Raw genomic sequence first — 12,998 nt, 5'->3', positions numbered from 1 at the left:
CCCGGAACCGCGGACGCGTCCGGGGCCCGGGCCCCGGGCCGGTGCCGGCCACCCGGCGCGCACCGTTCCCCACTGTCATCCACCAGCCGCTCATCACGGCCCCCCGTCCGCGGGTGCGGGCCGCCGGGAGACCCCGGTCGGCCCGGACCGGCCGACCACGGGTGACGAGCCGGCCAGCAGCGGGTGATGGTCCTCCAGGTGTGTGATCACCCGGTCCTGGTGACGCTGGAGGCGCTGGCCGGGAAGGTGCTCGAGCGCGTGCAGGAACGGGTCCTGAGGGGCCGGCAGGCCGGCGATCGCGCTCGCCGTGCCCAGCACCAGCATCGGCTGGTACCACGCCGAGTAGCCGCCCTCGTGGGCGAAGACGATCCTCCCCCCGGTCAGTTCGTCCGCGAGCTGGCACATCATCGATGTCATGGCGTGGAAGGTGCGGCTGGTGCACAGCATCCGGCCCATCGGATCGTGGCCGCTCGCGTCGACGCCCGCCGCCACCAGGATCAGATCGGGGGCGAAGGCACGGGCCGCCGGCTCCACGATCCGGTCCATCACGGCGAGATAGGCGCCGTGGCCCGAGCCGGCGGGCAGCGGCACGTTGAGTGTGCTGCCCGCCCCCGCCCCCGCGCCGGTCTCCAGCACGAGACCGGACGCCGCCGGGAACAGCCCCTCCTGGTGCACCGAGATGTACAGCACGTCGGGATCCTCGTAGAAGGTCCGCTGGATGCCGTTGCCGTGGTGCACGTCCCAGTCCAGGATCAGCACCCGGCGCGCCCCGTGACGTTGCGCCGCACGGGCAGCCACCGCCACGTTGTTGTACAGGCACAGCGCCATCGCCCGGTCCGGCTCCGCATGGTGGCCGGGCGGCCGCACCAGGCAGTACGCCCGGTCGAACCGGCCCTCCATGACGCCCGTGGCGGCCTGCACGCAGGCCCCGACGGCAAGCCTCGCGGCCTGTGCACTGTGGTAGTTGACGTGGGCGTACACACCGGCATCGCCCGCGCCGGCCGCCGAGGCCGCCTCGACCCGCTCGATGTGCTCGGGTACGTGGACAAGCAGCAGGTCCTCGTCCGAGGCCGGAGTCGGCGTGAGGCCGGTGAACCGGTCCATCACGCCGGACGCCTTGACCAGCCCTTCGGCACGCCGGAGGTCCGGGTCGACCGCGAACTGGCGCAGCGGCTCGACGCCCGGCCCGACCGGCACGTACCCCGATCCGGGACCGGGGTCGTGCCAGAAACAGATCTCGTGGCTGTACCACGCGAGACGGGAGGTGTTCACCAGCCGGACACGCCCAGCGAGGCCCGGCTGATCCCGGAGACCTTCTCGATGTACTGGAGGTAGTACTCGCGTTCCTCGTCCGGCGTGCGCTTGGTGTGCAGCGTCGTTTCCAGCAGACCGAGCACCTCCCCGGCCTCGGTGGAGGTCAGCCGCCGGTCGCCGATGTCCTTCTCGACCGTGCGGATCCGCGCGGTCGGCTCCAGCACCCCGGACGCGTACTCGCCCTGGTCGGTGCCGTGGTTGCGGGTCGAGGCGATGGTCTTCAGAACCGCTCCGAAGAACGCCGTGGTGTCGACATCGGTCATGCTCGATTCCCCCTTGGTTGCCATGCGGTGGTCGGCGCATGGTGGTGTCCGGTCCTGTGGACCGCTCCGCCCGGTCAGTGCTCAGTGGATGACGCCACAGGCACGCCCGGCCTTCTCCAGCGTCACGACGGCCGCGTCCAGGTCGGCGTCGGAGTGGCTGAGGTTGACGATGGTCCGCAGACGGGGCAGCGTCCGCGGCACGGCCGGGTAGACGATCGGCTGGACGAAGAGCCCGTCGAGCTGGCACAGCCGGGCCATCGCCCCCGCCTGCTCGGCACTGGTGCAGATGATCGGCACCACCGGCGTCTCACTGGCCAGCGTGTTGAAGCCCAGGGCGCGCAGCTGCTCGCGGTACCGGGTCGTCTTGGTCCGCAGCTCTCGGGTGAGGGACGGGGCGGCCGCCATCACCTCGACCGCGGCCTTGGCCGCCGCCATCTGAGGGGGAGTGGCGGCCGCCGAGAACATCCAGCCCCGGGCGTTGTTCTTCAGCGCGAAGACCAGGTCCCTGGACCCGGCGACGTAACCGCCCGCGCTCGGCACCGTCTTGGAGAGCGTGCCCATCTTGACGTCGACCCGTGCCGGGTCGATGCCGAAGTGCTCGGTGATGCCGCGGCCGGTGTCACCGAGCACACCCAGGCTGTGCGCCTCGTCGACCATCAGCGGGGCGTCGTACCGCTCGCACAGTTCCACGATGCCGGGCAGGTCGGCCACGTCGCCGTCCATGCTGAACACGGCGTCGGTGACCACCAGGCGGCCCGCATCGCCCACCTTGCGCAGGGCGCGTTCCAGGTCGGCGAGGTCGTTGTGGGCGTAGGTGATGACCGACGCGCCGGACAGCCGGTACCCGTCCAGGATGCTGGCGTGGTTGTAGACGTCGCCGATGACGAAGTCGCCGGGGCCGACGAGGGCGCCGACCGTCGCCACGTTCGCCATGTAGCCGCTGGAGAAGACGATGGCGTCCTCGGTGCCCAGGAAGCGGGCGAGCGCCAGTTCCAGCTCCCGGTGCAGGTGCAGGGTGCCCGCCAGCAGCCGCACCCCGTGGGCGCCGGTGCCGTGCCGCTCGACGGCGCGCAGGGCCTCGTCGTTGATGTAGCCGTGCCCGATGAGTCCGAGGTAGCTGTAGGAGGCGAAGTTCAGGAACCAGCGGCCGTCGAACTTGATCCGGGGGCCCGTTGCCTCCTCGATGACGGGCTCGTAGAAGTACTCGTCCTTGGCGACGATCAGGCGGTCCTCCGCCGACAGGGCGTCGATGCGGCGATCGAGGAACCTGCCGTGGGGTGCGTCGGCCAGCCGGCCCGGCAGGGTCCGCCGCGGTATCCGGTCGGCCGCCGGGGCGGAGGTGGGGGCGGGGGCGGGCGCGGGAGCTGCGCCCGGTGCTGGAGCCGGGGTCGCGGCGGTGGCCGGTGCCACCACCGGGGTCGCCGGGGCGTGCGGCACGTCCCTGTAGCGGTCCCAGTCGGGGACGAAGGAGTCGGCGCCGCGGGCCGTGGCGGCCGCCGGCCGGTCCACCGCCGCAGCCGGCCGCTGCTGCGGCACCGCGACGCGCGACGCCCCCGCCGGAGCTGCCGCGGGCACCTCCCGGACCGAGGTGGGGAGGGGCACCGGCGCGGGAGCGAAGGTGGGCGCGGAAGCCGGGGCGGGAAGGCTGCGTGGGAGCGATTCGAGGTGGGCGAGCAGCGCGCCGACGTTGGTGCGCTCGAAGAACACCATCGGGTCGATGTCGAGCCCGTCGGCGGTCAGCGACGCGGCCAGTTCGACCGCCATCATCGAGTCGAGGCCCAGCTCCAGCAGATCGTCCTCGGCGGCCACGCCGTCGACGAGCAGGACCTTGCTGATCGCGTGGGTGAGCGACGGCCACAGTCCGGTTTCGGGCGTGACAGCAGTCATGGGTGCATCCTTCGCTTTCGCGGCGGCGGACAGAACGTAGTGCGCGGGTGGTTGTCCCAGGGCCGTACGGAGGAGGGCGATGCCGTCGTCCGCGGTGAGGGCAGGGATGCCGTGCGCGGCGGCCTTCGGGGCGATGGACTCACCCATGCCGACGGTCCACAGGCCCCAGCCGAGGCTGTACCAGGGCCGGCCCTCGGCACGTTGGCGGGCGGCGTAGCCGTCCAGGTAGGCGTTGGCCGCGGCGTAGGCGCTCTGGCCGAGGTTCGCCCGTACCGCCGCGACCGAGGAGAACAGGGCGACGAATGCGGGCTGTTCGTACCCGGACACCAGGTCGGCGACCGCGTGCGCGCCGCCGATCTTGGGTCCGAGTACGGCATCCACCTGATCCGGGGTCAGGCCGCGTGCCAGTCCGTCGCGCAGCACTCCGGCGGCGTGGAACACCCCGTCGTAGCGTGCGGCGCCGGGCAGTGCCTCGCGCAGCGTGCGGACGTCCGCCGCGACGACCGCCAGGTCGCAGAGTTCCGCCAGTCGGTCGAGGCGTTCCCGGGCCTCTCCCCGGTCCGGCACGGTCCGCCCGACCAGGGTCAGATGGGCACAGCCCGCTTCCGCGAGGTACTCCGCGACGCGCAGGCCGATGCCGCCCATACCGCCGGTGATCAGGAAGCGGCCGTCCCGGTAGCGCGCCTGGCCGGTGGCGCCCGCGGGCTCCACCGGGCGTAAGGAGGGTTCGTACCAGGCGTCGCCGCGCCGGGCGAGTTCCGGCCGGTCCTGGCCGAGCGCCTCCCACAGGGCAGGGGCACCGTCGCCCTCCGGGCCGGCCGGATCGCCGGGGGCGGGGCCGAGTTCGAGGTCGAGCAGGCGGACCCTGGTGCGGGGATGCTCAACCTGGAGCGTACGGCCGAGACCCCACAGAGCGGTCATGAAGGGGTCGACGGTGTCCTGCGCCGCCACCTGGTGGGCGGCGGTGGTGACGATCAGCAGGGCGGGCATCGGCGGGCGGGCCGCGAGCCGGCGCACCAGCGCGAAGACGTCCTGCAGGGCCTGCGTCACCTGCGCCTCGCCGGTGAGCCCGCCTGGTGCCACGTACACCACGTCCCGGAAGACGGTGTCGGCCGGCAGTGTGTCCAGGCCCCCTGCGGAGAGCTGCGCCGGCGTCAGGTGCAGGACGGACCGGCCCGCCGGGGGACGGAGGGCGTGCGCGGACACGACCAGCACGGGGCCCTCGGCCGCGGACGCCTGTGCGGGAGCCGGGTCCGCTTTCCGCCAGACGACGGTTTCGATCGACGCGACCGCCGGCGGCGCCTGCCCCGGCTCGGCCGCCCGGGCGGGTACTGCGGGTACTGCGGCCACCCTGGCAGTGGTGGACGCCGCGGGTTCCGCGGATGCTGCGGGTCCGGCGGCCTTGAGGGTGATGCGGTCCAGTTCCAGCAGGACCTCCCCCTGCTGGTTGCAGACCATGGCCCGTCCCCGTACGGCACCGCCCCGGCCCCCGACGTCGGCCGGATCGTCCCGCTCGACCAGGGCGATCACCGTGCCGGATATCCGGCGACGGGCCACCAGCCGGCCGATGTACCAGGGTAGGCACGCCCCGGCCGCACCGCCGTCGAGCATGCCGAGCGCCTGGAAGACGCTGTCGAGCAGCGGCGGCGGCACGAAGGGGGGCGCCGACGCCGCGTTCGGATCGTCCGCGGCCCGGAGCATCAGCAGCATCCGGCCAGGGCCCCGGTGCGCCGACCGGATCGCCCGGTACGCCGGTCCGTACGCGATCCCGCTCGACTCGCGCCACGCGGCCACGTCCGACAGCGGCACCTGCTCCGTGCAGCCGGCCCGCAGCGCTGCCACGTCGACGTAGCGGGGCGGCGGCAGCGGGCTGCCGGTCGCCCGGGCGGTGCTGTGCTCGACCGGTACGCCGTCGTCTCCGGGTTGCACGGAGCGGAGGGTGCACCGGCCGTCCTCGGCCGTACGGACCTCGATCTCGGCCCCGACTCCCGTCACGAGCAGCGGTGCCCGGAAGGCGACTTGCTCCAACGCCCACCAGCAGTCGGGGCGCCCGGCATCGCAGGCTGACAGTAACGCGTCGATCTGCGCGGCGGCGGGGACGACGGGGATGCCGCCGATCCGGTGGTCGGAGATGAACGGATCAGCGGCGCTGAGGAGTGATCTGTGGCCGCTCATGTGTGGAGGTCGAATCGTTCGGTGGCCTGGACGAGACCGTTCACCTGGATGTCGACCGTGTGCTCGCCCGCGTAGTACCGGCGCGTCTGCACCTCCTTGATCGTGTGCGTCTTCTCCAGGGACCGCCGTTCGCCGGCGCCGAGTTCGAGGGTAGTCAGCTTGAAGACCTTCGGAATGGTGCGCCCGTTCTTGCGCACGTGGTGCACCACGTAGTCGACGGCGATGTTGTGCGGCCGGTCGTCGGTGTTCTCGATGTCGAAGTTGATGACGAGGGTGTCCCCGATGGTCACCGACCCGGGGGTGATCCGCAGCCGGGGCACCCTGAGGTGCTCGCCGCCCGTGGCCCCGAGGATGGCGAGGGACTGCTGGTCGCCCTTCTTCACGAGGGTGCGCAGCCCATGCTTGACGATCCAGTTGGTCTCGGGGGTGGGGCTCTCCTCCAGCCAGCGCAGCGCGGTCGCGAGCGCGACCTCGGGGCTGTCCTTGGAGATGTCGTTGAGGTTGTTGGCGACGGACTTCCGCACGTACTCGGAGGGGTCGCTGCGCAGTGGTTCGAGGATCTCCAGGACCGGCAGCGGGTCCTTGACGAACACGGTCAGGGTCCGGGCCCAGGGCAGTCGAGAGCGGATGCCCTCGGTCGCCAGGCGCCGTACGTTGTGGCTCGGGCTCTGGGCCCATTTCCCGACGCGCTCCATCGTCAGCGCGTGGTGCTGTACGAGGTAGGGGCGGATGGCGTACTCGCCCGTGTGCCGCTTGGTGATCTCCTCGATGGCATCCAGCGACGCGTCGGGGTGGTCCAGGCCGTACTCCTCGACGAAGCGGGCGACCGGCATGAGGAACCAGCTGGCGTTGAACATGCCCTCCCCCTCGGCCAGTTCGTTGCCGAGGACGGACAGGAGGATCGGCAGGGCGTCGGGGTAGTCCGCGGGCAGGCGGGTGCGTAGCCCTTCGGCCAGGACGAGGACGCGGTCCTTCAGTTCCTTGCCGGGAATGCGCGCCTCGACCTCTGCCGCGTAGCCCTCCACATCGAACTCGAGGTGGACGGTGCGGATCTTGTCACCGATCAGGCGTGCCGCTTCGCCGTTGAAGTGTCGCTTCAGTCCGTATTCGCTAGCCATGGTTCTGATGCCTCTTCGTCTCGTTCTTGTTGTTCGTCGTCGTCGTGTCGTGCGGGCCGGCGGATATCCAGAACCGCTGTCGGTTGAAGGGGTAGGTGGGGATGGTGATCGTCCGCTGCCCCTTGCCCTGATGCAGACCCGACCAGTCCAGATCGGCCGACGTCCCGTTCACAAACGCAGCCACCGCCGCATGCACCTCAACCTGATCCACACCATCCCGCCGCAGAGTGCTCAACCACACCGGCTGCGACTCACCCCACGAAGCCCGCGCCAACGACGTCAACTGCGGATGAGAACCGATCTCCCACACCGCCCCCGCACCCAACCCACCCAACGCCGCAACCGCCTCACCGAACCGCACCGGCTCACGAATCGCCCGACCCCAATACCCCGGATCCACCACCGACTCAGCCGAATGCCACCCACCCAACACCGACGACACAAACGCCACCACCGGAGCCGAAAGCACCACCCCCGCCACCGCCTCCGCGAACGGCACAACCGCACCCTCCATCAGAACCGAATGAAACGCATGACTCACCACCAACGGCGCAGTCCGCAACCCCGAACCCCCACAGAACCCCGCCACCGCCTCCACCGGCCCCGAAACCGTCACCACCCGCGGCGCATTGAACGCCGCAACCTCCACACCCGCAAACCCCGGCAAAACCGCCAGCACACTCCCCGCATCCGCATACACCACAGCCATAGCCCCCCGACCCGGCTGCGACTCCATCAACCCCCCACGCAACACCGCCAAACGCAACAGATCCGCCAGCCCCAGCACACCCGACGCCCACGCAGCCGTCAGCTCACCCAGACTGTGACCCACCACCACATCCGCACACACCCCCACCGACTCCAACCAGCGCACCAACCCCACCTGCACCGACACAATCCCCACCTGCGCATACCGCGTCCGGTCCAACCGCCCCCGCACATCACCGAACAACACATCCAGCAACGGCACATCAAGATGCGGCACCAACAACTCGGCACACTCATCCAACGCAGCCCGGAACACCGGCTCCGTCACATACAAACCACGACCCATACCCGCATACTGCGAACCCTGACCCGAAAACATGAACACATTCGGAGCCGAAACACCCCCCCTACGAGAAACCACACCCCCACCCGCCGCAACACCCCTCAAACCAGCAGCCAACTCCCCCCCATCAACACCCCGCACCACCGCACGGAAACGATGCCCAGCACGCCCCACATTCGCCGTGAAAGCAAAATCCCCCACCACCTCCCCGGACGCACCGACCAACTCATCCGCATACCCCCCGGCCAAAGACCGCAACGCCCCCTCATCAGCCGCACTCACCCGCACCACATACGAATCCTGAACCGGCACACCACGCGCCGCCACAACAGGAGGCTCCTCGACAATCACATGAGCATTCACCCCACCCATACCAAACGCACTCACCGCAGCCCGCCGCGGCCCACCACCCCGCGGCCACACCACCGCACGATCCGCCAGATAAAACGGCGTCTCCTCAAACCGAATATGATCATTCGGCCGCACCACATGCAACGACGGCGGAACCACCCCATGCTCCATCGCCAACAACACCTTCACCAACCCCGCCAAACCCGCAGCCGGCTCCAGATGACCCACATTCCCCTTCAACGAACCCACCGCACAAAACTGCGACCGCCCCGTCACCCCACGCCACGCACGCGACAAACCCTCAATCTCAATCGGATCACCCAACCCCGTCCCCGTCCCATGAGCCTCCACCAAACCAATCGACTCCACAGACACCCCCGCATCCCCCAACGCCGCAGAGATGACGTCCGCTTGCGCGCGCGGGCTGGGTGCGGAGTAGCGGGTGGTGCGTCCGCCGTGGTTGACGGCCGCTCCCTTGACCACGCCCCGGATCCGGTCACCGTCCCGCAGGGCGTCGTCGTACCTCCGCAGGACCACGGCCACGGCTCCCTCTCCCGGGACGAAGCCGTCCGCGGTGCTGTCGAAGGCGCGGCTGCGGTGCCGGGGTGACAGGGCCATGAGGTCGCCCATCGACCGGAAGTACTCCGGGCTGATGCCGGCGTGCACGGCCCCGATCACCGCGGTGTCGATGTCGCCGGTGCGCAGGTGCTGGAGTGCCGAGTGCAGGGCGACCAGCGAGGACGAGCAGAGGGTGTTCACCAGTCCGCTCGGCCCGTGCCAGTCCATCAGGTAGGACAGCCGGTTGGCGATCATCGCCTCCAGCCCGAGGCCTCGTCCGTCGGGTACGCCGAGGCGCACGCGCTCCTCGTGGTAATGGTCGTGGCTGTAGGCGATCCACAGGCCCGTGCTGCCGTGGGCCCGGGTGCCGATCCGGCCGCCGTCCTCCAGGGCCTCCCAGATCGTCTCGTAGACGATCCGCGCCTGCGGATCGATCAGGGGGGCTTCGCGGGCCGAGATCCGGAAGGGAGCCGGATCGAACTCGTCCACGCGGTCCAGGAACGAGGCGTACGGGACCGGCCCGTCTACGTTCTGCCAACGGCCCTCGGGCAGCGGGCGGACCGTGTCCCGGCCTTCTACCAGCAGCTCGGCGAAGGCGGTCAGGTTGCTCGCGGTGGGCAGCCTGACGGCGGCGCCCACGACTGCGATGTCGCGCGGCCGGGGTGCCGGTGCTACCGCGGGGTGCTCGGCCGCGTGCGCGGCTTCGGGCGTTCGCGGAGTGACGGTGACGGTTGCCCGCGCCACCGGTGTGGGCTCCGCCGACGCGGCCGGGACCGCGGGTTCCGGAGACACCTTGGGTTCCGGAGCCACCTCTGGCGCCTGGTCTGCCGGGGCCGCCGAGGCCGCCATCGTGTCGACGAGCCCCGGTGCTTCCTCCAGGAGGAACTCGGCGAACTGCCGTGGTGTCGGGTACTCGAAGAAGACCGTCGGGTAGAGGGACAGGCCGTGCTCCTGAGAGATGCGCTCGCTCAGCGTGACCAGCCCGACCGAGTCGAAGCCGGCGGACAGGAACTCCGTATCGGCGTGTTCCTCGGGAGTGCCCGTCAGGGCCAGGAACCAGGCGAGCGCCCGCACGGACCGCGAGGCGGCAGGGGCCGTGGGAGCCGCCGGGACAACGGGGACCGCCGGGGCTACGGGAACCACTGGGGCCACGGGACGAGGTGGCGTCGGAACGGGCGCGGGCGGCTGCGGTGTCAGCGGCGCTACGGACGCGGCCGGCGCGGACGCCTCCCCCGCGCTGAACGCCTGGACGGGAACCCGCTTGGACGACATGTCGCCGAAGACCAGCAGGGGCGTGCCCGCCTCATCGGTGACGGTCTGGGTGACCCGGCAGGCCTCGTCGTTCCAGAAAGCGATCTCCGTCCGCACGTAGGCGGCGTCGCCCAGCGGTCCGAAGACGTCCAGCCGGCCCACCGAGAGCGGGATGAACGCGGAGGCGTCCGCCGTGCCGAACACCGGGTTGGCCGGATCGATCGCCGCGACCGTCACGCTGTCCAGGAGCCCGGGGAACAGTTGCACGCCGGGCGGGTTCATCTCCCGCTGCCGGGTGCCCTCGATCCGGGCGAGCGTGCCGCCGTCGGGGAGGCTCGCCACCCAGGAGATGTTCCGGTAGTAGCGGCCGTGGTGGTAGCCGATCCGGCGCAGCCACCGGTAGAGGCCCGAGCCGGCGTGCACGGCGGAGCTGGCGCAGTCGGCCAGCAGGGCATCAAGGGGGACGGGGAGCGGCGGCTCGGGCAGGTGCCCGGCGGCGAGCCGGCCGGTGACGTAGGGCTCCCCGCTCTCGGCGTCCTCGACCCTGAGCCGGCCGTCCGCGACGACCCGGCCGACGACCCGGCGGGCCCCGGACGCGATGAGCGGGCGGTGGAAGAGGATGTCCCGAGCCCCGTGGAAGGGTTCGCCGCGCAGGGCGGCGCCTTCGCGCATGAAGTCGAACCACGCCACACCCGGGAGCATGAGCGTGCCGTACACGGCGTGCTGGGCGATGGGCGCCTCGGCCGGTCCGAACACGCGGGAGAAGGTGTACCCGGCCGCCCCCTCGTCCGACACCAGCTCCGCAGGCGCACCGGGTTCGGCCGAGCGGCGGGGCTCGGCGAGGTTCAGGGCCCGGCCGCGCGGCTGAGCGAAAGGCAGCACGCGCTTGGTCCACGCCGTGCCCGTGGCCTTCTGGAATGCCGCCCAGTCGATGTCCTGGCCGGCCTGGAAGAGCTCGGCGGCGATCGCGGCGAGCACCGTGGCAACCTCCTGCTCGTCGCGGGCTTCGGCCAGCCGTGCGCTGACGTCGTGGCCGTCGGCACCACCACCGCCCCGGGCGCCGTGCGCCGGGTCGCTGTCACGCCGCAGGACGTCGGCCACCGCCTGCTCCAGCGGGACGCGTCCTCGTACAAAGTCCCCGACCGCCTCCCAGCCCGGGGGCAGGTCCACCGCACCTTCGGGCACTCCCAGGTCACGCAGCGCGATCGCGAGGGAGACCCCGGACAAGATCCGCAGCAGCTCGCCGGAGAACTCGGCCAGCCGGATGCCGGTGGCCGCTTCGAACAGGCCGACGACCTCGTGTACAGCCTGCGTGGAACGGTCGAGGGCCGACAGCCATGCGGTCGGGGCCGCGGCCGCCTCGGGACGTACGGATACGGCACTGCGGGGACTGCCGAAGGCACCGGCGTCCTGTGCGCCGCTCCTCAGGAGCCATGCGCGCAGAGCGGTGGTCAGTTGATCCGCGTCCGTCCCGACGACGGCCATCCGCTCGGTACGGTGCGGCCGTGCCAGCCGCGCCGTGGCGCATACGTCGCCGAGCTCGCCGGGGCTGTCCGCCGGTGTCGGCAGGAACGACAGCCACTGGGCGACCAGTTCGCGCAGCGCGTACGGGCTGTCGGCGGACAGCGGCAGCACGTAGACCGGCCCGGGCTGCCCGCCGACCCCCACCGGCCCGGCGGGGGTGCCGGCCGTGCGGGGGGCGGCCTCGGCCACCACATGGGCGTTGGTGCCGCCGAATCCGAATCCGCTCACCGCGGCCCGGCACACCGGCGCGTCCGGCCAGGGGAGGCTGGTGGCGGGCAGATGGAACGGGCTTTCGGCGAGGTTGAGGCGCGGGTTGGGCGAGTCCACCGCCACGGCCGGGATGGTGCCCTCGCGCAGCGCGACGATGATCTTCGCGAGTCCGGCCAGGCCCGACGCCGAGTGCAGATGGCCGATCCGGCGCTTGATCGAACCGAGCGCCACGGAGTTCCGCGGGACGCCATGACGGGCGAACACCTCGGTGAGCGCCCGTACCTCGATCGGGTCGCCGATGGCGGTGCCGGTGCCGTGCGCCTCCACGTACTGGACGGTCGCCGGGTCGATCGTCTTGTACACCTTGTCCAGCAGGTCGATCTGGGCTTCCAGGTTCGGTGTGGTGACGCCCATGGTGCGGCCGTCGTTGTTGACCGCGACCCCGCTGATGGCTCCGAGGATCAGGTCGCCGTCGGCCAGCGCCGTCGGCATGGGCTTCAGCACCAGGGCGGCGGCTCCCTCCCCGGGCACATAGCCGTTGGCCTTGCTGTCGAAGGTGTGGCACAGCCCGTCCGGGGAGAGCGCCCCGGTGCGGGAGAGGAGTACGAACGTCAGCGGGTCGATCAGCAGGTCGACCGCGCCGACCAGGGCGAGCTCGCAGGCCCCGGCCGCCAGGCTCTGGCAGGCGAGCCAGACCGCCGACAGCGAGGACGAGCAGGCGGTGTCGACCACCAGGCTCGGGCCCGCCAGGTCGAAGCGGTCCGACAGCCAGGCCGCCGTGAAGTTCTGCGACCGCCCCCACAGGGCGGCGGGCCCGGGCCCGCCGGCGGAGCCCGGCGCGGCGGGCGGAACCAGCCCCCGGCCCTGGTCGAATCCGTACCCGTTCATGCGCGCGCCGACGAACACGCCGGCGTCGAGCCTGCGGCGCACCCCCAGGTACCCCGCATCCTCCAGGGCACGAGCGCCGACCTCCAGCATCACCCGCTGCTGGGGATCGAGGAACACGGCTTCCTCGGCGGTCAGGCCGAACGCCTCGTTGTCGAACGAGAACGGGTCCACCAGGAACGCGCCGCGGTGGTGCGTGCCCTGGTGGGGCCCCTCGCCCCGGTACAGCTCGCGGGCCCACCGGCTCGACGGGACCTCACCGACCTCGCCCCCGTCGCGGCCCAGCAGGGCCGTCAGGTCGACGACGTCCTCGGCGCCCGGGAGCCGTACCGCAAGGCCGATCACGGCGATGCGGGTGTCGAACTCGCTCACAGCAGTCCTTTCGTTCGACGCGCCGGTCATGCCCGGCCC

Annotated in this window: 5 protein-coding genes; all 5 read right to left on the bottom strand. The window is 71.5% G+C overall.

All coding sequences use genetic code 11. The annotated features are described in order from the left end of the window. Positions 1–93 precede the first annotated feature (93 nt). The 5 genes from ABCR94_RS16635 to ABCR94_RS16615 all read right to left on the bottom strand — a co-directional run bounded on the left by ABCR94_RS16635 (position 94) and on the right by ABCR94_RS16615 (position 12,959). Complete coding sequence (locus ABCR94_RS16635; protein WP_347120065.1) at positions 94–1,272, bottom strand: class II histone deacetylase; 1,179 nt, start codon at positions 1,270–1,272, stop codon at positions 94–96. Then, entirely contained in the window at positions 1,269–1,577 is a 309-nt protein-coding gene (locus tag ABCR94_RS16630; RefSeq protein ID WP_347120064.1) for a hypothetical protein, read from the bottom strand. Before ABCR94_RS16630 ends, ABCR94_RS16635 begins: the two co-directional genes overlap by 4 nt. 81 nt (positions 1,578–1,658) lie before the next feature. After that, complete coding sequence (locus ABCR94_RS16625) at positions 1,659–5,639, bottom strand: bifunctional SDR family oxidoreductase/pyridoxal phosphate-dependent aminotransferase family protein (protein WP_347120063.1); 3,981 nt, start codon at positions 5,637–5,639, stop codon at positions 1,659–1,661. Then, positions 5,636–6,757 carry a DNA alkylation repair protein gene (locus ABCR94_RS16620; RefSeq protein WP_347120062.1) on the bottom strand — a complete coding sequence of 374 codons (1,122 nt, stop codon included), beginning with the start codon at positions 6,755–6,757 and terminating at the stop codon, positions 5,636–5,638. The genes ABCR94_RS16625 and ABCR94_RS16620 overlap by 4 nt, the downstream gene beginning before the upstream one ends. Then, the gene (locus tag ABCR94_RS16615; protein ID WP_347120061.1) at positions 6,750–12,959 is read right to left on the bottom strand and encodes a beta-ketoacyl synthase N-terminal-like domain-containing protein; all 6,210 of its coding nucleotides are present in this window, start codon (positions 12,957–12,959) and stop codon (positions 6,750–6,752) included. The genes ABCR94_RS16620 and ABCR94_RS16615 overlap by 8 nt, the downstream gene beginning before the upstream one ends. Between the last annotated feature and the right edge of the window lie 39 nt (positions 12,960–12,998).

Origin of the sequence: Streptomyces changchenzhani (assembly GCF_039766235.1) — a bacterium.
Classification (GTDB): Bacteria; Actinomycetota; Actinomycetes; order Streptomycetales; family Streptomycetaceae; genus Streptomyces.
The sequence above is the reverse complement of the archived record's forward strand: the minus strand, read 5'-3'. Positions and strand labels throughout refer to the sequence as shown.